We start from the raw sequence: 24025 nt of genomic DNA, 5'->3' as shown, positions 1-24025 counted from the left end.
CGGCGGGCGGCCGACGACCGCTCGTGGCAACAAACCGTGGAGTTGCCGGGTAGCCATCCCCGCCCAGATCACCGCCATCACTCATCTGGCACCGGCCAGGGGCCGTGTCGCGTGACCCATGATTTCCCGCTCAGTCGTTTGACCGGGGATCTCCTTTGCTATCGCGCCGGCACGGAACACGCACACCCGGTCGCTCAACCCGCAGACCTCCTGCATGTCCGAGCTCACCAAGAGCACCGCAACGCCCTGAGAGGCGATTTCGCGCAGAAGTTGGTAGATCTGTGCCCGGCTCCCTACGTCGACGCCCGCGGTGGGCTCTATAAGCACCAGCACGCGGGGGGACAACGAGACTGCTTTGGCGAGGACGATCTTCTGCTGGTTCCCCCCGCTCAGGGAACCAGCAGAAAGTTCCGGGCGTCGCGGGTCGACCGTGAACCGATCGATCGCCCGCACCGCGTTGGCCTTCGTCCGGCGGCGCGACATCCACCGCAGCCGGCGTCCGGTGCGGGAGGCAATCTGTGCCCGGCTCGAGTAGGTCAGCGCCAGGTTCTCGGCGATGCTCAGGCCGGCGATCAGCGCTTCTGAGCGGTCAGCCGGAACTAGTGCAATGCCGTGCCGCATCCCATCGAGTGCGGTGCGAGGCAAGGCGGTGGATCCATCTACGGACACCGCGCCCGCTTCTGCCCGACGGCTGCCGCACAGGGCTTCCGCTACAGGAACCATTCCGGCATCCACTAGACCAGTGAGGCCGACAACCTCACCGCCGTTGACGATGAAGCTGACGGGCGGCTGCCCCGTGACTCTCAGACCCTCGACCTGGAGAACGGGCACCTCGGTCGGGCTGGCCACACGGGGCGGGTACAACTGCTGGACGGGCCGATCCAGCATTGCCTCGATCATGGCGTCGACGCTCAACTCGTCCTTTGCCATCTCGCGAACGATCCGGCCGTCCCGAAGGATGGTCGCACGGTCGCAGAGCGCGGTGATCTCGTCGAGACGGTGGCTGATATAGACCAGCCCGACGCCGTCGCCGCGGAGCCGATCGAGCTTCTCGAACAGGTTGTCCCGATCAGCAGGAGTCAGTGCTGCAGTCGGCTCATCCAGTACGAGAACCTTGGCCTCGGCAGTCAGCGCCCGCGCGATCTGGACTAGCTGCGCCTGCGGCAAGGAGAGCTGCGAGATCTTCGTGAACGGATCGACACGAAGTCCCACCGATGCCACAGCCTGCTCGACAACCTGAGCGGCCTCGCGCCTGCTGAGGAAGCCGAAGTGCCTGGCGCGTTCGCCGGCTTCGGTTCGTCCCAGCAGGAAGTTGTCGACGATGCTCAGACCTCGCACCAGGGCCAGGTGCTGATGGATGGCGTGGATGCCCAGGCGCTCGGCATGGAGCGGCGACTGGAACGAAACCGGCTCGCCGTCGATCAGAACTTTCCCGTGGTCCGGGGAGTGAACCCCCGTCAGGATCTTCACGAGCGTCGACTTGCCAGCGCCATTCTCACCCAGCAGCGCGTGGACCTCTCCGGAGGCGACCGTGAGGTCGGCATCCCGCAGCGCGTAGACACCGCCGTAGCTCTTGGCGACCTGTTGGGCCGCCAGCACTGTCCGGCTCACTGACGTCGGTTCGGTAGCATGGATCATCACGAAACTCCCGTCGCGTAGTCAGCAGCGGCCGGCCACAGCGTCATTCACGCGCTTGGCAAGGGCATCGTCGACATTGAACGGTTTTCCGTTGACGTCGACCGACTTGGCGCCGCCCGAGATCTCTTTGACCTGGTCGGTGGTGAGCAGGGTGATCGGTGGCTCGACCTTCTCCGGGACGCCTTGCCCGTCGAGGCGGGCGACGACCGAGTTGATGAACTCCGAACCGACGTGGTCCAGAAAGAGGATCCCGCTGGCGACGAACGTGCCTTGGTAGGTGGCCCGGAGGCCGATGCAGGTCCCGTTGTAGCCGATGACGGGTACCATTCCCTTCAGATTGCGGGTCTCGAGCGCCGAGATCGCACCGAACGCCATCTCGTCGTTGTCGGCGAACACCGCGTCTATGTCGGGGTGGGCGGTCAGGATGTCCGTCATCACGCGCAGAGCTTTGTCGCGTGCCCAGTCTGCCGGCTGGCGGGCGACGACAGTCGCCCCCGGGTTGGCTGCAGCCAGCCCCTGCTCGAACCCATTCGCGCGCTCGATGCCGGGCGTGTCAGCAGGGGCACCCTCGAGAACGGCGACTTTCGCCGCACCGCTTAGGTGGTGGCCGAGCCAGGTGCCCGCAACCTTGCCGCCTTCCGTCTCGTCTCCGATGATGGAGGTCACGACCAAGCCACGGTTTTGCGCGCCCTCGATCTCCGACTGCAGGATGAAAACCGGGATACCTGCGGCCTTCGCCTGCGTCAGGATCGGCATGATCTGCTGTTTGTCCCACGGTTCGATGCCAAGTGCCTTAACGCCTCGGCCGATCATCGCCTGCAGCTTGGTGACCATGTCCTGCATGTCCCGGCTGTCTTGAGAGAGCAGCTCAATGTTTCCTTTTGCGGCTGCCGCGGCCTCGGCTGCCTCCGACATGTCCTTGATGGCCGGGTTGTCCCAAGCCTGGGTCACCAGCCCAACCTTGATCTTGTGGCCGCTGTCCGTCCCCGGCCCCGCACATCCGGCCAGAAGCAGGACAGCCGCTGCCCCACACGCGATGAGCACCTTGCGCACCACTTTCACCTCCGGTTCCGAAGACCGCACAGCGGTCTCGCCTCCTCGCTAGGGGACGAAGTATGGACGACCGAGGTCAGAGCGGTCAACAGACTTGTCATACCAATTATTGTCGAAATGGCGCATCGCCCCACCAATCTGGCCAGTAGCAGCTAATTTTGCGTAGATCGTCCGCCGACGCATCAAAACTGGTAATACCGATTGTGGGGCAGCGCGGTCGATACGCAGAGCTACGACACAGCGTTCAAGCTCGACTCGATGGAGCCTGGAGCGGTCGGCACCCGGACGCGGCCGAAGATGCAGTCATCGCGCATGTAACGACGCGCCAATCTGTTCAGATGCTGGAGATCGCGGACAAACTGGCCTCGGTGGCGTCGGCCCTGATCGGGCTCATCGGGCTGGCCATGACCCGGAAGCTGCTGTCCGTCCCAGCTCTGCTCTTGGGCCGCGATACAGCCAAGGGTCTTCCCGTCACCCCAGCAACCCTGTTCGCCTGGCACCGCAAGCTCATCGCCACCAGACGGGATTGCAGCGCCCAACGCAGCCGAGCCGGCGCCCGCCCACCAAGGCCGCCCTCAAAAAGCTCGTCGTCCGCCTGGCCCGGGAGAACCCGCGGGGGGCCACAGGAGAGTCCAAGGCGAACTGGTTCCCTCCTGGACGGGCAGTCTTTCTCCTCCCCCACGCCACCTCCTGCCCGCTGTTGTTGAGGGTGCGGTGGTACCGCTTGATCCACCCGTGCGCAGGATGACGGCCGCGGGGATCTCCCGCCGCCACACCGGCGCCTGGTCGCCGTGAACAGCCTGAAGCAGGGCGAATCCGTCGACACCGACCTGCACTGCCATCGCAGCGCGTTTGTCCCCGACGCAGCGTGGACGACCCAGCAAGCTCGCAATCTTCTGATGGGTCTCGACGACCAGGCAGCGAATTTCAGATGCGGAATGACGCACGCGCTGCTCGGCTTTTGGTGGACCAAGGATTCGAGTACTGGGATAGTGTAGAGGTGCAGTATATCGACTTGATATGTTGCTTTACCGAACGGACTGAATCGATTACGGTGGTTCCCGTACCCATCTGGAGCGCTGCACGCCCTCCGATAGAACTCACGAGCTTCGTGGGACGTTGGCGGGAGTTGGCCGACGTCAAGAAATTCCTGAGCTCGTCACGGTTGGTGACCATCACAGGCGTCGGCGGCGTGGGCAAGACCCGGTTGGCGTTGCGGTCGGCCGCATTGCTGAGGCGGTCGTTCCCGGGCGGTGTCTGGATCATCGAGCTTGCCGACCTCAACGACCCGCGACTCGTCGCCGACACCGTAGCCGCCACATTGGGCCTGCAACAGCAGTCCGGGGTGACGCCGTTGGAGCACCTTCCCGAACATCTTCGCGACCGCCCGCTGCTGCTTCTGCTGGACAACTGCGAGCACGTTCTCGATGGGTGCGCGCAACTCGCGCATTCGCTGCTCAAACAGTGCCCGCTGATGCGGATCCTGACCACCAGTCGCCAACCCTTGGGCATTGCCGGCGAGACCGTCATGGAGTTGGCTCCGTTCTCGGTTCCCCCGGAGAGAGTTGGAACTCCGGAACTGGAGAATCTCCTTCAGTACTCGGCGGTCGCACTACTCCAGGAGCGAGCTCAAGCCGCGAATCCGGCTTTCACCGTCACCGCGGACAACGCGCACGTCGTCATGCGTTTGTGCCGACAACTGGACGGCATTCCGTTGGCGATCGAACTTGCGGCAGTCGCTCTTCGGTTCATGTCAGCCGAGACGATCACGGTCCGGCTCGATCGTCGTTTTCGATTGCTGACCGGCGGAACCCGGACGGCGCCGACCCGCCAGCAGACCCTGCAGGACATGGTCGACTGGAGCTACCGGCTGTGCTCCGCCGCCGAACAAGTGCTGTGGGCACGGCTGTCCGTGTGCGGTTCAGGGTTCGCCCTGGAGGCAGCCGAAGCAATCGGTTCAGGCGACGGCATCCGGACCGACGAGGTGCTTAATCAGATCAGGGGCTTGATCGACAAGTCGATCGTGACCACGGAACGGCATCCGGACAAGACCCGTTATCGGCTACTGGAGACGCTCCGCGAATACGGCCGGGACCGCCTCGTCGAACGCGGTGAGACCACCACGGTCCGTCGCAAACACCTTCACTACTACCGGAACCTCGTCGCCCAGGCCGAGGCGGAATGGTTCAGCGCCGGACGCACGACGGTCTTCGCCCGGTTGCGAGCCGAGCACGCAAACCTGCGCGAAGCGTTGGAATTCTCCGCTTCCGAGCCCGGCGAAGCGCAAGCAGGTCTGCTGATCGCATCCTCCCTCCGATTTTTCTGGCTCAGCAGCGGCTTCGTCTACGAGGGACGTCGATGGCTGGAGCGCCTCCTGACGCTCACCGCGGAACGAGATACCGTTCGTGTCAAAGCGCTTTACGTCAACGGGTACTTGAATTTAGCACTCAACGACGCGACATCCGGGACAGCCCTCCTCGATCAGGCAAGAGCGTTGGCCGCGGAGCTGGGCGACCAATCGGGGGCGGCCTACGTCGCGCAGATCTCGGGGCTCACCGCTCTGTACAACGAAGATCCTGCGCGGGCGGCCGCGCTCTTCGAGGACGCTCTCGCCGGGCATCGGCTGATCGGCGATCACGCTGCCGTCGCCTACGACCAGATCGAGCTCGCATTGGCCCTCGCCTTCCTCGGCGATCATGAGCGCGCCGCGGCCCTGTTCCGCGAATGCCCGGCCCTGGAGGAGAACTATGGCGAACAGTGGATGCGGTCGCTTGCCCTGTGGGCGCAGGGAATAGCCGGACTGCTTGCGGGCGATTATCAACAAGCCACAGCCGCAGAACTGGAAAGTCTGCGCCTGAAGCTGGACTTCCACGAGCACTTCCGGACCGCGTTGTGTATCGAAATACTGGCCTGCATAGCCAGCGCGGACGGTGACGCGGCACGGGCCGCGACCTTGTTCGGCGTGTCCCACAAGATCAAGCAGAACATCGATGCGTCACTCGCCGGTCACAAACACATCGCGCGCCTACACGACCATTACGAAGCAGTAGCGCGCAGCTCACTCGGCGAAGATACGTTCCAGGAAGCCTTTGAGCTCGCCACACTGCTCGACTTCGACGAGGCCATCGCATGGATAACCCGCGATCCGAGCAAAGCCGGGAGCCCGACAAGCTCCGCGACCGAAGAATCGCCCACCCCGATGCTTACTCCACGCGAGCGAGAAGTCGCAGCGCTGGTCGCACAGGGCAAGACCAACAAAGAAATCGCTGCCACAATGTCGATTTCCCGCCGCACCGCTGATTCCCACGTCGACCACATCCTGACCAAGCTCGGCTTCACCAGGCGGACGCAAATTGCCGCCTGGATCACCAAACAGGAACCCCACTGACGCCGCCGCTTTTTCGAGAGGAACACCCGTCCATGCGCACCCTGATCGAGAACGCCGCGGGCGGGCAGGCCCATGCCCGCCCGTTGCTACATACGCGGGTCCTTAATGGACTCATCAACGAGTACCGGAACGTGGCTTGACGTGCAGCGATGACTTTTCGAGCGGTACAGGTTCGGGTAGGCTAACGACGCGTTGCACAAGCACTTGCGCTTGAGCTGACCGCTATGACCTTGTCAAAGGTCCACTTGAACCCAGCTTTGGAAGTTGCCTCCCCGCTTGGGAGATTGGCACGCAGGGGCCTGCGCGTTGTCAAAGTTCCCAGGTGTACTGGGATACAAGAACTTTCGGCATCAACTGCAATCGGGATCCGGCTGGTACTTGATCGCAGACGCAGCTATCGTCCGTCGCATGAACACCTGCATTGCGCAGGTACGCCACGAAAATGTGCTCGATTCCCTGCGGGGTTCGAAAAGTTGGCCGTGTCCTCCGAACTGCGGTAACGGTGCGCTCGGCAACAGGGCACGATCGCGGGCCATGTCACTACGCCTGCTGTATCTGATCTTGGTGCGGATTGTGGGCTGGCGCCTGGTTGAGCAGCTCCGAGACGCTTTGCTCGGATTCTCCGACCAGCTCGAACCTGCCGACCGAGGTGAGTTGCCCGTCGTCAGCCTCAACGGAGGCAGGCGTGATCACGTACCGCAAAGACGGGGTTCCCATCGGCGCGATGTTGGACTTGATCAACGACATCACGCAGGAGGCGTCCTCGGATTCCGGGTCACGAACGAACCCGATAGCCGACCGGACGACCTGGCCATACTCAGCTGACCCCGAGATCAGCAGCAACGGGTCAGCGCCGGCCGACTTGCGGAAGTGGGCAATGCCGATGATGGCGAGCTCACGGTCCTGAGCGAGCGCGGAAAGCGGTTCAAGCAGCGACCGCACGACGCCCTGTTTCATGAGATCCGAGCCGGTCATCGCCGACAGCAGCGCATCGATCACGATCACACGAGTCCCCGTCGCCTCCACCGCGTCACGCAACGACGGAACATCCACCGCCAGCGACAACGTTCCCACGGCGATGTCGTTACCTATCCGGGTTTCGGTATGCACCGCCAACACCCGGTCCATGTCGGCGCCCGCAGCGAGCAGCCGCGGCGCCAGCGTGTACTCCCATGAATCCTCGGTGGCGACATACATCACCGGGCAGGGTTGCCCCTCCAATTCTCCAGGCAACCCGCCGCGGGTGACTTGCACGGACAGCCACGCCGCTCCCTGCGATTTGCCCACGCCGGCGTGACCGACGAACGGGGTGGTCTCCCCCAGCGGAACCCGGTCCGCCCACAACCACGTCCGCCGTTTGACCGCGATCCCACTGGCCTTTCTCCAGGCCACGCGACGCGACGGTTCAGCGGGACGCTTGCTGTCGATGCTGACACCGTCTGCCACCTCGCGGTCCTGCTGTCCCCGTCGCTGTCGCTGCGCCAGTGCCTCGTCCACGGTCTCGCCACCGGCATACACCACGCCGTCAGCAGGGTCGTGCCAGGCGTCAGCATCCGGATTCCCCTCCCCGTAACGAATGCTCATGAACCGCAGCCTGGGGCGATCGGCATCCCTGTATCCCAGTCCACCGGACCACCGAAATACGCACCACGACGCCGACGGGCATCCTCGGCTAGCGCGCCGAGCTGCGCCCGTCGACGCCGCAGCTCGGCGTACGTCAGAGCACCAGCGCCCGTCCACTTCACGGCGCCGCTGATCGCATGAGAAGCGTCGGCCGCCTGGCACCGCCGGTTCCATTCGACCCAGCCCAGGATCAGATCGCGCACATACGGCGACTCAGCGAGCAACCCCAACACAGGCACCTCGCAGTACAACTCCTGACCGAACTCGCGCCACCGCGCAGCATCCACCAAAAGCCGGTCATACAACCACCGTGGAACGGCAACCCGCTCGTCGATCTTCGACATCATGCGCTCCTCCCCGGAAAGTCCAGGAACTTCACTGATGGGACACCTCAACCCGAATTCGCCCGCCCATAGCGATTCACAGTCGCCCAATGCGCGCCCAAGCCAAGCTCCCAGCCGATCACGTCAAGTCGGGGTGTCGCATCGGAGCATCCGAGCCGGCAAGGAATTCATCGATCGCGTGGACCGAGATGATCTACGCCTTACCGGTATTCCGCGCACGCAGCCTCCCGTCAGCGATCAACTTCCTCACCTGCCACGGCGAGAGCGACAGCATCGTCGCAGCGACCCGCACCGTCACAGCAGCGCGATCCACTTCACCTGGATTCTGAATGACCCGAACCATGATTCATCACCAAACCAAGTCGACATACATCACGGTAAGTCCTGCCATGTATCCACAACTAGTCGACGAGGGCCCGTGATGAAAGGGGTTCCGTGTGTCCACAGTGATCCATCGTGTGTCGCACCTAACGACACAATCAGACACAAATCGATCGTCCGCCCACAACGCCGCGCTCCGACACCTCCGCGCCACGGCGGAATTCGCGCGCGTCGTTGCACTCGCCCGATACCCGCACGCACCACTGAGCCAGCGCAGCCACCGCGTCGAACCTCAAGCACCTGGCCGTTGAACTTCAATGAGGTGACCGTGAGCGCCTCGCACGGCGTCGGCCAGCAACTCGACCGTGCCCCACGCTGGGGTGGCGGCGATCGCGCCGTCGGGGCCGTCGAGGCGGATCACGGCGTGGAAGTGGATGATGCCGCGCCGCTGGAACTCGGCGACCTTGGCGTAGGACAGCCGGGCTTCGTAACGCCTTACTTCATCGAGTCAACGGCGGGCGTCCGAAAAATTTCAGCGATCTCTTGAACCGGTGCGGATCGGGGCACGTGTGTCCGCCGTACGTGGCTGCAGATTGGCTGGAGCCCGGGATTTGAGGGGAGAACCCATGCTGTCCAAGCGAGCCAAGTACGTTGCCGTACTCGTCGTCGCCGGAGCGGTGTCGTTGACCGCGTGCGGGTTGCCGACCGTCGCGGCGGGTCCGGTGCCTGCCGCGCCGAGTGCGCCGGTCCCCGGGACCGGAAGCGCCGGCCTGTCCTTCCTGGCGGGGACCGCCAAGGCGCACAATGCGCCGGCGAGGACCGGGGACTGGGCAACCGGGTCCGACGGCACGGCCAACACCGCGGACCAGGATGTTGCGCGAAAGTGGGTGCAGTTGAAGGCTTCCCGGGCAGGTGCTCTGGACCCGGTAGTGGTCAACGGTGCCGGACTGACGTTGTACCGGTTCGACAAGGACACGGCCAAGCCCTCGAAGTCGAACTGCAACGGGGATTGCGCGAAGACCTGGCCGCCGTTGACCGTGGTTGCGGGCGGCAAGATCTTCCTGGCCGGCGTTCCGAAGTCCCAGGTGGGCACCGTCAAACGGGACGACGGCAGCCTCCAGGTGACCATCGGTGGCTGGCCGGTCTACCGCTTCGCCAAAGACACCAAGCCGGGTGACGCCAAGGGCCAAGGTGTGGGCGGAACGTGGTTCGGGATCACTCCGAACGGCCAGAAAGCCGGGGCCGAAACCGGTGACGGCAGCGGCGATGCGCAGGACGGCAGCACGCAGCCGACCGAATCCGCCGACAACGCGGTGCTCTTCGACGACCCGAATTTCAGCGACGACGGTGCTTCGCAGGGCGTGGCCGGACCGGGCTGCAAGAACGTCGCGCGGCCCGACGTGACGTCGTCGATTTCGGCGTCCGGGGCCTTGAAGCTGTGGTCCGGGCCGAACTGCACCGGCAAGTCGTTGGTCGTCAACGGTGATGTCGCCGATCTCGGCGAGGTCGGATTCGACAATGCCGTGGAGTCGGTGTTCTTCGGCTGACCTGACACTGGTCGTGAGTGCGTTGCCGGGCGAAGCCCTGGCAACACACTCACGACCAGTGTCACTTCGGAGGTTTCGTCCTCAGCCGATGCGCCCGCTGTTCACGGCGGCCACGACGTGTGCCATCTGCTCATCGGTCATCACGTTGATGAAGTCGCTGTGATCCGTGATCGGGCTGCGCAGCTGATCCGGGAAGGTGTCGATGGCGTACTCCGCGTCGCTGGGCACGTCGTAGCCGACTTCGATGCGCAACTGCGGGACGGCGAACGAATTCGTCGGGCATACCCCGTTTCCCGCCGGGAACACCAGGTGATCGCGATGGTTCGGGCTGTCGTTCCTCCTGCCATCCCAACAATTCGGAAAGTCGAAGACCCGGACCACTCGATGCCCGTCCGGGCACCTCGGATAGCGGTTCGTCCGCCGGTCGAGCATTCCGGAACAGGTCCAGTGCACTCGGGCGGCGTTGTCCAAGCCGGTGGTGAGCGCCTTCGCGTCGCCGGTAACGGCCCGCAGGAACCGGGGCATCGGGATCACCTTGCTGGCCGGATTGCCGCGGAAACTTATCAGTACTGAGGCGGGTTGGAGAATCGTGCCGCGGTTGTGCGGCATGTCGGCGGAACCCGGCTCGTCGCCGTTGAGCAGGCGAAGCACCGGCCAGTAGTAGGTGGACCTGTCACCGTTCACGCAAGTGGTTCCGGCTGCAGCGAGGCTCTGGTCGGTAGCGAACGCATCCGTTGCCAGGTTGCCCACGTAATCGTGTATGTGATGCGCTCCGCCGGACACGGCAGGTGCTGCGACGACGTTGTCCGCGTTGCGGTGGGCGTTGTCGTTGCGGCCGCAGTCAACCGTCAACACGCCGGTCGAGGCGTCCGGGCCGAACCGGTTTTGCGGACCCATCGGGGGAACATCTGCGATGTCGACGAAATCGCCGGTCACCGGCCCCGGATCGCCATGAACACCGTGCCCGTCGACGTACCCGACGCCCAACGCCGCGACGAGCCCGACCGGCAGCAGAACCGCGGCCAGCCGCCACGCCCGGCGCCCAGACTGTCTTCGGCTTGTGGACACCGAGTCATCATCCCACTCCCGGGCCGCAGCCTGATCAAGCCCCGCCCCGGATGTTCCGGGACGGGGCTTGACGTCGGAATACGTCGCCTGGTCAGACCGGCGTGGAGACGAATCTGGTGCCCTCGAAGTTCTCCACCTCGACGGCCGCCACATCGTCCGGCGCCACCAGCGCCGAACCATCCAGCGCGCTGCCTTCGTTCGCGCCCTTCTCGGACACCAGCCAGCTACCAGCGATCTCCCGGCTACCGTCCTTGCCCACGACGACCAAGCGGCACCGTTCGCCCGCCGGTATCCCGTTGACCGCGGCGTTCAACCGCACCCAACCGGCTGCAGGCGCGACCGTCACCGTCAGCCTCGCCCCACTGGCGGGGTCGACGGCCGTGGCGGCCTTCGTTCCGGCGGGCGGCACGGACGCGATCGGCGGCTGCGCGACGACCAGCGGCGGTGCGCTGTCACCCGCTCGGCCGATCAACACGCCGCCGCCGAGGGCGACGGCCGCGACGAGAACCGCCGCCGCGCCTACCACGGCCTGCCTGATGCCGTACGCCCTGGATTTCTCCGAACGAACCTGCCGGAAGGTGCGCTGCAACAGCAGGTCTGCGTCGGCCGGAGGTCCGTCCAGGAACAACTCCGGCGGAACCTCGCCCAGCACGGCACGCATCTGCTCCAAGTCCTCCAGTTCCCCACGGCAGTGTCCGCAGGACGCCAGGTGCTCGTCGAGCGCGCTGTGTTCCGGTTCGTCGAGTGCGCCCAACACGTAGGCACCCAGATCGACCTTGTGATCCTGGCTGCTCATCCGGCCACCTCTTTCCATACGAACGCTGCGCCGCCCAACGCTTCACGAAGTGCCCGCAAGGCGTAGTACGACCGTGATTTCACGGTTCCCGGCGGTATTGCCAGTTCAGCGGCCGCCTCAGCCACGCTGAGTCCTCGGAAGTAGATTCGCACCAACACGTCGCGGTGGTCTTCCGAAAGCCTATCCAGCGCCTCGGTGACGACCATCGAGTCGACCACGGAGTCGGCGTGGTCGCGCACCGCCGGCGGCGCTGTCGGCGTGGTCGCGACCTCCTGTGGACGAGCAGCCTTCGCGCGGCTGCGGTCGATGACGATGTTGCGCGCCACGGTCAGCAACCACCCGCGAACGGAACCCTTCCCGTTCACCAGAGCACCGGGATTTCGCCACGCTCGTACCAGCGTCTCCTGCACGACATCCTCGGCCGCCGCTCGATCACCGGTCAGTCGCGTCGAGTAAGCGAGCAGGGCACGACCGTGCTCCTCGAACAGCGACCGGATCAGCGCATCATCGCCAGCGGTTTTCCTCCGACGAGACAATAAGCTCGCCATCTACCACTCCTTCCGCCCTGCAGCACCGGTGGACGGGGCTCCGATCAGGGTATTGGTAGCCACACGTAATCCAGGCCGCAACGGTTCAACGGTCGCGGCACCCTGGTACCGGACTCCGTCGTGGTCGTCGTGCCGAACCTTCGCACGCTGGAGAGGCACGGGCTGGCGACAACCCGACCGCTAATGGGGAGGCGCGAATGAATCGCTGTGTAAGGACACGTACCCGACATCAGCGCGCACTGATACCACTCGATCAGCGACCTCGCGGCGAGCATCCTGACCTAGTCGCAGAGCCCTCATCACCGTCGTGACGCAGGCGATCGTCCTGGTGTTCGTGGCGAACATTCGCGGTCAACTATGCGGTTCACACACCCACCAGAGATGTCCGTTATAGAAGGCGAAGACCGTCGAACGTAAGCGGACATTGCACGCGCCGAAAACCGTATCCATGCGGGTCACGCTGCACGGTGGTACTCGTGGAGGAGGCCACCCAGCCGGTCGTGTCGACGCATGCCGACGGGCTCGATCTGCTCTGGATCCGTGACCGGCATCGGCAAAGGACATAGTGAGCGGACGTTCGCGATGGCCTGGTGCGGCCCAGACGCTGGGTGAGCATGCCGAACGGGACGGTGCGTTCCACCGCGCGGCGAGTGCGACTGCGGGCCTCACCGACGCCGGTGAGGTGTTTGGCATCGGCGAACACGACCCCCGATCGCCCACCGGGACGCGTACCGCTGAATGATCTCCACATCCGGCGTGGCAAGGTCGGTGGTGACCAGCGCCAGAGCGAGCCAGCGGGGTTCTCGACCCACGAGCACGCGGAGGGGTTGGGAGCGACACGCCACACCAGAGGCAGCGGCGTTCGTGCACCGTCACGGTGGCGATGTGGCCATAGCGCGTCACCGGGAGGCTCTGCGCTGACGTGGCCGCAGTGAGCTGATCGGGTGATGCCCGACCCCGATCGGCTCGATCACCGGCGCGGACGTCGGCGAACCTGACTGGGGCTCGATGTCCCGTGACCTCTGCCTCGCTGGTATCGCTGGCGCACGGCACGAACGACGCGCAGAAAACGATGGGCGTGATCACACTGACGTTGATCACAGCCGGCGCACTGCCCATGGATTCGCGTCCGCCGATGTGGGTGATTCTCATCGCCGGGCTGTCCCTAGCGGTGGGAACCTACTTCGGTGGGTAGCGAATCATCCACACCGTGGGCAAGCGCATCACCGAGATCGAGCCCCCGCAGGGTTTCGCCGGCGGAGGGCCGGCAGCACCGCCGCGCTGATCCTTTCCAGTTCGCATGTCGGTTTCCCGCTGTCCACCACGCACGTCGCCTCGGGCAGCGTCGTCGGAGCGGGCGTCGGCAAGAAACTGGCCGAGGTGCGCTGGGGGGTGGCCGGGCAGATGGTGGTTGCGTGGGTCCTGACCTTGCCCGCCGCGGCCGCGATCGGTGCAGTCGCCGGCGGGGTCGCCTCGCAAGGCGTCGGCGGCACGGTGCTCGTCGCCGTGGTCGCCCTCGCGCTCGCGGCGGGCGCCTATTGGGTGTCGCGACGAAATCCGATCAACGCGAAGAACGTCAACGAACTTCCCGTGAGCTGATGAGCTGAGAGCGGCAGGAGCAACGATGCACATCAGTTGGGGCGGACTCGGCAGCGTCTTCGTGGTCTCGCTGGCCGTTGGCGTCGTCGTGGTGCTGTTCAGCCTGGGCATCGTGGCCATGGAGAAACGCACGGCCGCGTTCGAGCGACACACGTCGTTGCTAGGACCCACCGTGACAGCGGCATGTGCTTGTCCTCTACGGTCTCTACCTCATCATCGCAGGCTGACCCGGCTGGTCGGCTCACAACAACTCGACGAGTTGCACCAGCACCCGGGTCTTGACCAAGATCGCTGCGCCTATCGCGATGAAGACCGAGAGCGCCCGCCATTTGCCCAGATGTGGCGCCCTCGCCGGGGAGACGCAGCGTGGCGGAGTTTTCAGGTGTTCAGGACCACACCAGGTCCCGCGGCTGGGCCGCCTGGCGTGCGGTGCTTCGGGAGAACCGGGCCACTACAGGTTGTGCGAGAGCAGCCGGCTCAGCGCCTCGTCGAAGCTCATCCACCGGTGTTCGTCACCGGGTGCGACCGCGTCGTAGGTGTCGTTCAAGAACTCCGCAAGCTGATCGGCATTCACTTCGAAGGCGGCCTGCCCTGACGGCGAGCTCAACTCGATCACGACCAACCCCGGATCGTCCAGTCGAGGGCGGATTCGCACGTCGCCTTCGCCTGCCTCGGCGACCAGCCCGTCGGCCAGCAGGTCGCGGGCGATCACCCAATCCACCTGACCGGCCTTGCCCACGTTGAGCTTCATGCAGATCTCGTACGGGTTGCGGCTGTCGTACCCCAGTTCCACGCCAACCGGCGCGATCACACCCGCCGGGGCTACCAGGTTGAAGACCATGGTGGCGAGCACCGTGCCGTGATCGTTTGCCATCATGTCCGCACTCCCAAGCATCGGCTTCCCATACCTTCGTAACGAAGCATGCCCAACGCGGGTTCATGTCTTCTTCACGATGTCTTCAGATCCCTGGCGGCAATCCACCCCCGGGCTCCCAACGAGGAACCTTGACCGGCCCCGCCCCTTCATAGATGACCGGCCCGGGCCCGGTCCAGCAGGCGATCGAGCGCTGCGCACTCGCCGCCCCGGCCACGCAAACCCGGCTCGCAGGCTGGTGGACATAGCCATGACCGATGGTCGAGACCGCGGCCACTCGACGCGCAACTACGAATGCAGGCGGCCCGCCGTGTAGTCCAGGCGCTCGACCTCGGCCGCTGCCTCCGGCGGCAGGCCCCCTTCGACGTAGCGCACGCCGTTCGTGCTGGGGCCGATGGGTATCGCGGTCTCGCTCACCGATGATCTCCTCGTTTGGTGTGGAGAGTCCGGCTATCACAGCGATCGAGCCACCGCAGCGCGTCCGTTCACCGACGCATCACGCGTTCTCGCGACGCGCCGGCGCATTCCTCATATTGATCGGGAACTTATAGGTGTGATCTTCGTTGTTCTGGCATGATCGCTGGTGTGCGGGACGCGCGGAGGTTGTCGCCTGAGAGACTGTTGGGTAACTGGGGCGACACTGAGCGTGGCGTGATGTTGATCACGGCCGGCGTGTCGAACGCGACCACGGTTCCCCTTGTTCGCATGAAAACGCCTGCGTCAGATGCCCCCTCCTTAGGGTTGACCCAGCACAGATGCCGCGCTTGGAGGAGATCCACGCCAATCTCGTGGACCGACTCGCCGAAGCGAAGGAGCAGGGCTGGCTGGGCGAAGTCGCCGCGATCGAGACCACCATGGCGGCCGCGGCTCAGAAACTCGATGCCATGCGCGCCGCACGGAGCGGGACTGTCCTGCTCGGCATGCCCGACGTCAGATCTTCCATTGGACGATCGAGCACCGGCTGACCGCCGCGAAGGGTGTCCCCGGCCGACACGCCCGGGGACACCGGCCACTGAAATACCGCCAGTCACAGTCCGTGAACATTGCGCGGACCAACGACGGAACCAGCGAGTCAAGATCATTTCGGTTAAGCAGGAGTGTTCATGGATGCAGGGCGTGTTGTAGGTTCTCTAGCCAGTTTGGCGCTGTTGGTCGACTGGTGTGATATGGACGCTGACCAGCAGGTTGGGTTGCAGCCAGCATCAACAGTGGATCTCGCGGCTGTGTCGGGTTCGGTCGAGTGGCGTAACAGTTGCGCGGTGTTCGATGGCCTGATCCCGCAGCGCCTGGTTTTCGAGGGTGAGTTCGTTGATGGCGGTGGCATAGAGGGCTAGGAGTTTCTCGAGGCCCTGGCAGTGCTTCCGCAGCTTGTCGTGTTCCTGCTGGAGTTGTGTGTGTGCGTCGACCGGGCGTGACTCGGGTGCGAGTTTCCCGGCTTCGCACGCGAGGTTCTGGAAGTGATCACGAAGGTCAGTGTGTTTCTGGGCGACGACCCAGTACTTGACCTCGGCCTCGATGGCGAGTTGGACGACCGACAATCGGCCAGTGGAGCGGCGAGGCATCCCGGCCAGGAGGCGATCAGCGGCCTCAAGCAACGCCTGGCGTTGTGAGTCGGTCTCGGTGCGCGGCCAGGTGCTGGTGGCAGGTCCCATGATCTGGTGTCACTTCCCGTACTTGTGACGGCGAATGATCTCCTCGATGCGGTCCAGCTCGTGCCAGTCACGCGCTTTCCTGAGCGAGGGGGCCAGCGGGTCGGCGACGATCTCCTTCAGCCGGTCGGCGCGGGTCTGGAGTTCGGTGATGTTGCTGTCGGTGAACGTCAGGTTCTGGCATTGCGGTCGGCAGTCGTCTTTGTCCGGGGTGCGGCGAATGCCGTTCTCGGCGCCGAAGAGCTGGCAGAGGGCCTTGTTGGGATCCAGAACGCAGGTCATCCCCCGGCCGGGGAAGATCTGAAGCAGCGGATTGTCCAACAGGTCGTGGGCCTGTTTGGCGGTGGTGACGACGCGGCCGGCGAACTTGGTATGTGCGGTGTGAATGCGGTGTCGGTAGGTGTCGGCGGCCGGACCGCTAACATGTTCCCCGGCGACCAGGCGCTCCTCGCGCTCCTCCAGCTGCTCCAGACGGAACAGCCAGTCCTCGAAGGCGTAGTCGTCGAGGAACCCGGATTCGTAGGTTCCCGCATATCCAAGAGTAATTCTCGTATACAAGTGTCCATATTGGATTGCGCCTGCGATCAGGCCGCGAGGCCGGCGGCAAATATGCCAGGCCAACGTCCTGCGGAACCGGGACAGCGAGATCCTGCCTTGCGGGTCGCCAGGGATGTGCTCGTCGTGCAGGCCGTGCTGGTGGCAATAGTCGTTGACCCAGGCGATCAACCATTCGATGGATTGGGCGGCGTAGGTGGTGTTCCAGCCTTTGAGCTGCTGCCGTCCTGACCGTCGTGGGCCGAGGTTCTGGCCGTGAGCGCGAAGTTGGGAGGGGAACAGGATCGGGTGCGGGTGCAGCCGTTCCATCACGGCAACCGCGCGGGCGACGACCTGAATGGTGGTCCACGGGTCGGACCGTGGCGCGCCCTCGGGGAGTTTCTCCCCGTTGCCGTCGACTGCTCCCTTCCACTGCTGTCCTGTGATTTCCCAGAGCTTGGTGGCCGGGTCGTAGGCGACGCAGCCGCGTTTGAGGTTGAGCATCTCCCCGGGTCTCATCCCGGACAAATACAAGATCACCACCGCAGCGGCGGCGGACAGTAGCCGTGCCAGCCGGGGCGCCTCGGTGTAGGAAATGGGCGTGTCGCGCCATGAGCGGCCGTGCAGTTGCGCGGTGATCGGGGTGTCCAGCCAGGCCGTCGGCGCGATGGGCAGACCTGAATTGACGATGAGGTCATAGACACGCTGGCCAGGCGTGAACGAGCGCGAGCCGCTGTCGAAGACTCGGGTGAGGTGGCTCCAGTTGACCTCCCGTGACCCGTCCGGTCGTTCCCAGCCGGGCAGCGCTGCCTCGCGCTGACGAAGCGTGGTCAGCCAGTCCTCGACGACGGGAGTCAGCCAGCCATGGCTGCCGGGCGAGTCGCGTTGGCCGGCGGGTGTTCGGCGTTGTGACCTGGAGCCGCGGCTCATCAACCGCTGGTATTCGGTGAACGCCGGGACGATGTCCTCGGCGAAGTCAAGGAACCGCAACGACCACATCAGCAACGGTTGCAGGGTGTCCGGATGGATGCGCGGGGTGGCGTTCTCCCGCTCGATCCGCCGGGTGCCGAGCAGGTCGACGGTGTCCTCGCCGCCCCAGAGTGGTTCTGGCGGCAGGCGCAGCGACTCGGGCAGCAGGCCGCGATAGGACCACAGCCGACGCACTTCGGTGAGGACGTCCTGTTTGTGGCCGATGGTGTTTTCGGCCTCGCGGAGGTCGTCAAGGAACTGGTCAAGGTGCGCGTGGGTGATGTGGTCGAAGCGGGGGATGCCACGGCTGGCCAGCCAGGTGAGGAACACCGTGAAGCGGCGCAGCATGCCACTGAATGAGACGAGGGCTGCTCGGTTGTTGTTGGCGCGGCGTAGTGGTGTGGGGGCCCGGTGGTTGACCAGGTGCCAGAAGTAGATCTTGGTCGCCTCCTTGAAGGCGGCAGGCCGAGGAGTGAAGTTCACGCTGGCCGATTTGTTGTGCGCCTCGAACACCCCCGGGGTGAGGTCCCAGATGTCGTCGCCGACAACCGACAAGGTCTTCGGATCCGTGCCGGGGACCAGCTTGCGGTGCAGCAGGACGGGCGTGGTGGCGGCAGGTTGGGTGCAGTCGCAGCCCGCGAGGACGCGGGCGGAAGGTCGTGGTGAGGTCATGACAGGTCCAGTTCTCGGTTGAGGAATCGCTCGACCGATTCGTGTTGATCAGCGGTGATGGCGCGGCGAGCATCGGCCACGGCTGTCTGGCCGGCGCGCTCCAGCAAATCGGCCAACTGCGCGTGGGGCAGGGCGAAACGCTGCGCCCATCGCAGCGGCGCCATGGCGTCCTGTTTGGCCAGTACCGCGTCGTGGACGGCGACCTGGACCGGCAGGTGGTGCGGCAGGGCTCGGGCGTTAGGACAGGACAGGCAGAGCATGAACGAGGCCCGACATGGTATGCCCGGTGGCGAGTGGGGGCTGTTGGTGTTGTCGCCGCAGGCGGCCATCACCGTGTCTAGTTCACCGGCCAGCATCCGCCGCAATGTCGCCGAATCCAGGCCGTGCCGCTCGGCGACCTCGGCGGCCTTATCAGGGGCAGCCCGGACTTGCTCGACCTCGGCCGGGCTCAGCACGCGCAATGCGGAACGGGTGTGGGCTTTGCGGGCTTCCTGCTCCAGGACGTCGGCGACAAGCTGTTGGTATTCGGTGAGGTTGCCGCGCTCGCCAAGCAGGTAGGTGTTGGCGAGCGTCCGCGTCGTGTGCGCTGTCGGTTTCTGGTGCAGTTCCAGGTAAGTGCGGCGAAGCCGCTCCAGCGTCACCGTCAGCTGCGCGGGCGAGTCCTCATCCTGCACGCTGTGCTGCTCATCGGGTTTTGGTGCAGGTGCCGTGGTGGAGGGGTCGGCAGGCAGGTCACGACCTTGGGCCCAGCGCTTGATGATGTCGCTGTGGAGCTTGGTCCGCAGCCCAGCACCGACGCCGCTGCCGCCGGTCCCGGCCCACCATGCGAACAGTCGGTCACTGTCCAGGCGTCGCCGGGCGGGGTCGGCGAGGTCGTGCAAGAGCAGGTAGATCCCGAACGCCGAGTGCAGATCATCCTCGCCGTCCTCGGCCAGCAGTTCCTCGTCGGCGGGTGTGGCGACCCAGTCGGGCAGGTCGGCCAGCACGACGTCCATGTGGCGGCGGGACTGGCGGCGGGGCTTGTCCAACTCCACGATCGCCGAGGCGATCGGGCCAGCGTAGCCGTCCGGGCGATGGTGTGCCGCCGGCGCATTGGCGATCGTGCTGGGGTTCTCCCCGGTCAACCCAGTCAACAGGACCGCGAACGCCGCCACGTCATCAGTGCCCAAGTGCAGGCAGGTGAGGTGGTCGGCCACCGTGCCCAACTGGCGTACCCAATCCAACGGATTGCGCCGCCCCGTGGTGTAGCGCGGGAGGTCGATGTGGCGATCGACGTAGTCCAGCAGGCTGCCCCATCGCCACTCCCGCCGGTCGCGCTTGGGATCAAGCTCGCCGGAACGCCACCGCCCCAGCAGGTCACGGCCAGCGCGGATCCGGGCGGCTGCCCGGCGAACGTCAAACCGCGCCGCGGTAAGGATTCGCCGGAACTCGTCCCGACTGTAGATGTTGGTTGTCGGCTTGGGTTTGGGGCGTCGGTGCGACTGAGTCATCTCTGCCGCGAACTCCGCCGAGATCCCCGGAATCTTCCGCAGAGACCTCTTCAGATCACCCAACTCTTTCAACACCCCAACGCGGTCAGATCGTTGCTGGAGCCAGCCCTGGACCTGGACCGACGTCAGGTCGGTGGCCGACTGCGGTGAGCGCATCAACCCCGAGAGGTACTCGGCGAAGCTGGACAAGTGCGACCAGGCGCGTTCCGCCGAACTCGCCGCGCGCAGTCCTGCCGCCGACCCAGTCCGGGCGGCGAAGGCCCGCGCGAACCCCTCCTGCAAAGCCCGGGTCACCGGCAGCGTGGTGAAGTCATAGTCCTTGGTTTCGCCCTTGCCATCCTCGGGCACGAACCGCACCAACACGCCTTGGTCGACGCGAAGACGCTGTCGAGGCTGGAACCCCGTCGGCGGCAGGGATGCCCGCCGGCCATGGCCACCGGCGCTCACCCGGCGTCCCGCAACGGGTCAGTGCGCACTCGCGGATGCTGGGCCAGGTAGGTGGCCAGGAATCCCGGCAAGTCCGCGCCCGCCGCATGCTGCAACAGCAGCTCGATGTCCAGCGCCCGGAACGGCTCCAGATAGTGCTCCTTGGTGGTCTGCGGGTTCCGATGCCCGACCATGGTGGCCACCAGGTCCCAGGTGTCGCCGAACTGCTCGCGGAAGTCCCTGCGCTCGGCCTCGCCCAGGTGCTCCAACTTGGCTTCATAGACCAACTTGCCGATCGAGTACCAGCGCAAACAGAAGCTGTGCCGCGCCATATGGGGTGTGACCCGCAACCCCGGGAAGCCCAGGCGGTCGACGCGGGCGTTGGCGGTGTCGAAAGTGTGCTGCCAGCCATGCGGGACCCGTGGCAGGCCGTCCTCGTTCAACCACACAGCCAACGGCTCCAAGCCCTGCGCGGTCCGGCAAAACAACCGGCGCCGCATGACCGGGCTGATCGCGTCGATCGCTGGCCGGGTCTGCCGCCCGTCCGGCTCTAACACCACCAAGTGCTCGCGCTGGACGTCCAACACCAGCCGCACCCGCCCGAGCCGTTCGTAGCGGCCCGCCCGCTGGGCGCGACGCACCGCCCGTGCCCGAGCACCCTCCAGATAGGACAGCACCTCCAGCAGAGTGCGTCGCGGGATCCAGTACTTGTGGCCGTATCCACGTTTGGCACAGGCGTTGGCCAGCCAGCGGGTGGAGAAGCCCCGGGAGGGGTCGTCCTCGGGCAGCTCGCAGACCAGGATGCTGGCCCACTCGGTTAACCGCAGCCCGGTGCCATACAAGCCTTCGGCGAAGGCGACGTCGCGCTGTTCGTTGCGGGCTCCGAAAGCGGGATCGGGGCGGCCGTCGACATCCAGGCCCCGCAGGCCGAGGTCGCGCCAGCGGCGCCACCCGGCCGGGTCCAGCCACTTGATGTCCTTCTGCCGCGGCCCGTGGGGCATCAGGTCGTAGTCGTCGGCCAGCGCGACAGGGTCCGCGACGCCGTACCGGGGTGCCGCCCACTTGTAGAAGCTGCGCAACGCAACCAGGTCACCTCGGAAGGTCGAGGGAGCCACTCGCTCGGCGTTGGCGGCCTCAGTGATGCGCCACTCCTTGAAATACTCGGCATCCTCTTCGGTCGCGGTGTCCCACTCCTGGCCCAGCACGGTCAGAAAGTTCAGCCACAGCCCGAGCGAGTACGAGTACTTCCTCCAGGTCAAGGGCGACTTGCTGCCCATCTTCCGCGAGGAGAAGAACGCGTTGATCCGCACATCCGGCCGACCCGACGGCGAGATCAGGAACGGTTGTCCTTGCTTCCGCCCGCGGTCCTTCAGATCTTGCACGACCGCCACCGCCGAGTCGGACGCTCCGTCCATGGCGTCGGGCCACCCGCAGTCCAGGTCGTAGCGGAAGACCGCCCACCGACCCGGCTCCAAGCCAGTTTTCATGATCCAGAAGGTAGGACCACGGCTTTCAACAACAACAGCCAACCGGATAGAGACTGTAGGCCCGGCCGCAGTCGCCCAGGGCCAATTTCCGCCGCTGGAAGTGGCCGAGGAACTCCTCCCACTCCGCGTCGGTGGGGGCCCGGTATTCTTCGCTGGGACGTAGCTGTCGACGGCGGGCGATGAACGCCCGGTGGCCGTTGATCACTTCTTCGGGATAGACGGCCTTGTAGCCCATGGTCGTGTTGATGTCACGGTGACCGACCACCAGTTGAGCGATGTGTGGCGGCATGCCGTTCATGACGGCGTCGGTGATGAAGATCCGGCGGAAATCGTGCGGGAGGAACCGCAGCAGCTGGCCGCTGGCATCGGTGAAACCGGTTTTGGCCAGTGCGTGGTTGAGCAGTCGGCGGATGGCCGGCGGGGCGATGGGGCGGCGTTCGCCGCCGTAGTGCCGCTGAAACAGCAGTGGCATCGGCGGGTTCCAGACCTTTTCATGGTAGTCGTAGGCGGCCACCGGCGGAACCGATCCTGCTGGCTGGCGGATGCGGCAGATGATCGCTGAGAGCACGTCGGCGAGTTCAGGGCTGATGACCAGCAGGCGTTCCGCGTCGGTCTTGGACGGGGCGATGTGCAGCAAGGGAATCAGCTCACCCGTGCTGGGCAAAGTGTATTGCACGAAGCTGTGGTGGGACAGCTCGCAGAGTTCCTCGATGCGCAAACCGGTGTGCCGCAGCACTTCGACCGCTGCCCAGGCCCAAAATGACTGGTGTTCTTCAAAACTGAGGTCCCGGCGGACATCGGATGCCGGGTCCTCAGCCCAGATTCTGGCAGCACCGTCCGGACGAGCGAGCATGCGCCGCCGCAGGGTCTGCCCGGCCGCGGTGAACACCTCGCCGGGCTCGGTGGCCTGGGCAGCCTGGAGGAGTTCGGCGGCGGCGCGACGTTCGGTGTTCACCGCGGTGACCAGTCCAGGCAGCACCGGCAGACGTTCGCGGGTGCGCTGGTCCATCCGCGATTTGCGCTGCCTGTGCGCTTTTTTGCGGGACATGTCCTCATCCCGGATCGGGCAGACGGCCGCCCACGGACTCCACCGGGCCGGGTCCTCCATGGCCCACTGGGCGATGTCGAGATAGAACGCCCGGACAGTGGCCAGCGTGCCCAGGCCGGATTCGCGGTTGAGGATGCGTTGTTTCCAGCTCGTGGCGACCTCCGGGGCAAGCCGCAGCGAGTCGATACCGGGATGGTGCTGTTCCAGATCGGCCCAGAACAGTTTGCCCAGCGTGCTGGCCAAACGCTGCAGGGTCACGTAGTCCACTGTGGATTGGCGTTCGCGGAGGTAATGGACCAGCAGGTCCTGGACCGGGCGGCAGGCTCCTGGTAAAGCCGCAACCACACGAACGCATCCGGACTGGCAGGCAGCTGCTGCAACGCCCGTGAACCTTTCCGCACCACAGTGATCAACTGCTGCCCCGGATCCGTATCACCCAGGGTCGACCCAAGCAGTTCACAGGCCCTGGCACCGGTCGAGACCCACAACGCCACCAACGCCCGGTCCCGATGCGACGACAACCGCACGAACAGCTCGTTGAACCACTCATCCGGGATACTGCGCGGCATCCGCTGCACCAGCCTCGGCCGATACTGCCCCGAACGTTCACGCCGATGCGGCTCCATCGGATTGTGATGGGCATGAGTGCGACCACCCCGTCCCCGCCGGGCCAGCGGAAACGGGTTGACCATCGGCCCGCTACCGGCATCCCGATGGAAATCGTAAAAACCCCGCAAGACGCTCTCACTATGTGCTTTCGTCGCCGCCGCATACTTCCGGCCCGGCGATGTCTTGCCGGTCACCGAGTTCGGTTTCCCTTGCACCACAACGGATTCCGCCACGACAGCATCCGCCGACCGACCGGACCGATGCCCGTGCGAACCCCCCGGTTTATCGACCAACTGGATCCAGCAACAGAAATCGCGGGCCTCAACCTGGGTCGCTTGATCC

Annotated in this window: 19 protein-coding genes and 1 pseudogene; 4 read left to right on the top strand and 16 right to left on the bottom strand. The window is 65.2% G+C overall.

The genetic code is table 11. From position 1 onward, the window contains the following. Positions 1–81: 81 nt before the first annotated feature. Positions 82–1599 (bottom strand): sugar ABC transporter ATP-binding protein, encoded by a 1518-nt coding sequence (locus FDZ84_RS23900; RefSeq protein WP_168587718.1) that lies wholly within the window; start codon positions 1597–1599, stop codon positions 82–84. A 60-nt stretch (positions 1600–1659) separates the two neighbouring features. Continuing rightward, positions 1660–2691 carry a sugar ABC transporter substrate-binding protein gene (locus FDZ84_RS23895; RefSeq protein ID WP_168587717.1) on the bottom strand — a complete coding sequence of 344 codons (1032 nt, stop codon included), beginning with the start codon at positions 2689–2691 and terminating at the stop codon, positions 1660–1662. Positions 2692–3691: 1000 nt separating this feature from the next. Between FDZ84_RS23895 and FDZ84_RS23890 the strand changes: the two genes are divergently transcribed. Continuing rightward, entirely contained in the window at positions 3692–6079 is a 2388-nt protein-coding gene (locus tag FDZ84_RS23890) for a LuxR C-terminal-related transcriptional regulator (RefSeq protein WP_246868376.1), read from the top strand. Between the two features lie 540 nt (positions 6080–6619). Here FDZ84_RS23890 and FDZ84_RS23885 read toward each other — a convergent pair. From FDZ84_RS23885 to FDZ84_RS23875, 3 genes are all read right to left on the bottom strand, one after another. Beyond that, the gene (locus tag FDZ84_RS23885) at positions 6620–7663 is read right to left on the bottom strand and encodes an AAA family ATPase (RefSeq protein WP_168587716.1); all 1044 of its coding nucleotides are present in this window, start codon (positions 7661–7663) and stop codon (positions 6620–6622) included. After that, on the bottom strand, positions 7660–8049 hold the full coding sequence (locus FDZ84_RS23880) for a hypothetical protein (RefSeq protein ID WP_168587715.1): 390 nt from the start codon (positions 8047–8049) through the stop codon (positions 7660–7662). The genes FDZ84_RS23885 and FDZ84_RS23880 overlap by 4 nt, the downstream gene beginning before the upstream one ends. 610 nt (positions 8050–8659) lie before the next feature. Continuing rightward, positions 8660–8803: a hypothetical protein gene (locus tag FDZ84_RS23875; protein WP_371812915.1), complete on the bottom strand. Its 144-nt coding sequence runs from the start codon at positions 8801–8803 to the stop codon at positions 8660–8662. A gap of 190 nt (positions 8804–8993) precedes the next feature. On the opposite strand from FDZ84_RS23875, the gene FDZ84_RS23870 reads away from it, so the two are divergent. Next, positions 8994–9914 (top strand): hypothetical protein, encoded by a 921-nt coding sequence (locus tag FDZ84_RS23870; protein ID WP_168587714.1) that lies wholly within the window; start codon positions 8994–8996, stop codon positions 9912–9914. 81 nt (positions 9915–9995) lie between these two features. Here the strand turns inward: FDZ84_RS23870 and FDZ84_RS23865 are convergent, their stop codons facing one another. From FDZ84_RS23865 to FDZ84_RS23855, 3 genes are all read right to left on the bottom strand, one after another. Then, positions 9996–10982 carry a DUF1996 domain-containing protein gene (locus FDZ84_RS23865; RefSeq protein ID WP_168587713.1) on the bottom strand — a complete coding sequence of 329 codons (987 nt, stop codon included), beginning with the start codon at positions 10980–10982 and terminating at the stop codon, positions 9996–9998. A gap of 91 nt (positions 10983–11073) precedes the next feature. Further along, on the bottom strand, positions 11074–11778 hold the full coding sequence (locus FDZ84_RS23860; protein WP_168587712.1) for an anti-sigma factor: 705 nt from the start codon (positions 11776–11778) through the stop codon (positions 11074–11076). Then, a complete protein-coding gene (locus tag FDZ84_RS23855) occupies positions 11775–12326 on the bottom strand; it encodes a sigma-70 family RNA polymerase sigma factor (RefSeq protein ID WP_168587711.1) in 552 nt (183 codons plus the stop codon). Before FDZ84_RS23855 ends, FDZ84_RS23860 begins: the two co-directional genes overlap by 4 nt. A gap of 1015 nt (positions 12327–13341) precedes the next feature. On the opposite strand from FDZ84_RS23855, the pseudogene FDZ84_RS23850 reads away from it, so the two are divergent. After that, positions 13342–13925, top strand: a pseudogene (locus FDZ84_RS23850) (anion permease); the annotation flags it as partial. A gap of 451 nt (positions 13926–14376) precedes the next feature. Here the strand turns inward: FDZ84_RS23850 and FDZ84_RS23840 are convergent. Together FDZ84_RS23840 and FDZ84_RS40075 are read right to left on the bottom strand one after the other, a co-directional pair. After that, the gene (locus FDZ84_RS23840; protein WP_210435074.1) at positions 14377–14802 is read right to left on the bottom strand and encodes an SsgA family sporulation/cell division regulator; all 426 of its coding nucleotides are present in this window, start codon (positions 14800–14802) and stop codon (positions 14377–14379) included. A 285-nt stretch (positions 14803–15087) separates the two neighbouring features. Continuing rightward, positions 15088–15216 carry a hypothetical protein gene (locus tag FDZ84_RS40075; protein ID WP_256413555.1) on the bottom strand — a complete coding sequence of 43 codons (129 nt, stop codon included), beginning with the start codon at positions 15214–15216 and terminating at the stop codon, positions 15088–15090. Between the two features lie 347 nt (positions 15217–15563). On the opposite strand from FDZ84_RS40075, the gene FDZ84_RS23835 reads away from it, so the two are divergent. Continuing rightward, the gene (locus tag FDZ84_RS23835) at positions 15564–15764 is read left to right on the top strand and encodes a hypothetical protein (RefSeq protein ID WP_210435073.1); all 201 of its coding nucleotides are present in this window, start codon (positions 15564–15566) and stop codon (positions 15762–15764) included. A 237-nt stretch (positions 15765–16001) separates the two neighbouring features. On the opposite strand, the gene FDZ84_RS23830 is transcribed toward FDZ84_RS23835, so the two are convergent. The 6 genes from FDZ84_RS23830 to FDZ84_RS37920 form a co-directional block, all read right to left on the bottom strand. Further along, complete coding sequence (locus FDZ84_RS23830; protein ID WP_168587710.1) at positions 16002–16451, bottom strand: hypothetical protein; 450 nt, start codon at positions 16449–16451, stop codon at positions 16002–16004. 9 nt (positions 16452–16460) lie between these two features. Beyond that, positions 16461–18623 (bottom strand): hypothetical protein, encoded by a 2163-nt coding sequence (locus tag FDZ84_RS37925; protein ID WP_210435072.1) that lies wholly within the window; start codon positions 18621–18623, stop codon positions 16461–16463. After that, entirely contained in the window at positions 18620–20470 is a 1851-nt protein-coding gene (locus tag FDZ84_RS23820; protein ID WP_168587709.1) for a hypothetical protein, read from the bottom strand. The genes FDZ84_RS37925 and FDZ84_RS23820 overlap by 4 nt, the downstream gene beginning before the upstream one ends. 86 nt (positions 20471–20556) lie before the next feature. Continuing rightward, positions 20557–22026: a site-specific integrase gene (locus tag FDZ84_RS23815; protein WP_168587708.1), complete on the bottom strand. Its 1470-nt coding sequence runs from the start codon at positions 22024–22026 to the stop codon at positions 20557–20559. Positions 22027–22051: 25 nt separating this feature from the next. Continuing rightward, positions 22052–23332, bottom strand: a complete 1281-nt coding sequence (locus FDZ84_RS23810) for a site-specific integrase (protein ID WP_246868375.1) — start codon at positions 23330–23332, stop codon at positions 22052–22054. Further along, positions 23329–23643: a hypothetical protein gene (locus FDZ84_RS37920; RefSeq protein WP_210435823.1), complete on the bottom strand. Its 315-nt coding sequence runs from the start codon at positions 23641–23643 to the stop codon at positions 23329–23331. Before FDZ84_RS37920 ends, FDZ84_RS23810 begins: the two co-directional genes overlap by 4 nt. Positions 23644–24025: the final 382 nt, after the last annotated feature.

It is taken from the genome of Saccharopolyspora sp. ASAGF58 (assembly GCF_012277335.1).
Taxonomy (GTDB): Bacteria; Actinomycetota; Actinomycetes; order Mycobacteriales; family Pseudonocardiaceae; genus Saccharopolyspora; species Saccharopolyspora hattusasensis.
Note: the sequence above shows the minus strand (reverse complement) of the source record. Positions and strands in the feature narration are given on the sequence as shown.

Excerpts from the sequence above, each read along its gene's own strand:
- FDZ84_RS23880 (WP_168587715.1), bottom strand. The coding sequence starts at position 8,049 with ATGATGTCGAAGATCGACGAGCGGGTTGCCGTTCCACGGTGGTTGTAT.
- FDZ84_RS23855 (WP_168587711.1), bottom strand. The coding sequence starts at position 12,326 with ATGGCGAGCTTATTGTCTCGTCGGAGGAAAACCGCTGGCGATGATGCG.
- FDZ84_RS23885 (WP_168587716.1), bottom strand. The coding sequence starts at position 7,663 with ATGAGCATTCGTTACGGGGAGGGGAATCCGGATGCTGACGCCTGGCAC.
- FDZ84_RS23830 (WP_168587710.1), bottom strand. The coding sequence starts at position 16,451 with ATGGGACCTGCCACCAGCACCTGGCCGCGCACCGAGACCGACTCACAA.
- FDZ84_RS23870 (WP_168587714.1), top strand. The coding sequence starts at position 8,994 with ATGCTGTCCAAGCGAGCCAAGTACGTTGCCGTACTCGTCGTCGCCGGA.
- FDZ84_RS23815 (WP_168587708.1), bottom strand. The coding sequence starts at position 22,026 with ATGAAAACTGGCTTGGAGCCGGGTCGGTGGGCGGTCTTCCGCTACGAC.
- FDZ84_RS23860 (WP_168587712.1), bottom strand. The coding sequence starts at position 11,778 with ATGAGCAGCCAGGATCACAAGGTCGATCTGGGTGCCTACGTGTTGGGC.
- FDZ84_RS37925 (WP_210435072.1), bottom strand. The coding sequence starts at position 18,623 with ATGACCTCACCACGACCTTCCGCCCGCGTCCTCGCGGGCTGCGACTGC.
- FDZ84_RS37920 (WP_210435823.1), bottom strand. The coding sequence starts at position 23,643 with ATGCCGCGCAGTATCCCGGATGAGTGGTTCAACGAGCTGTTCGTGCGG.
- FDZ84_RS23840 (WP_210435074.1), bottom strand. The coding sequence starts at position 14,802 with ATGATGGCAAACGATCACGGCACGGTGCTCGCCACCATGGTCTTCAAC.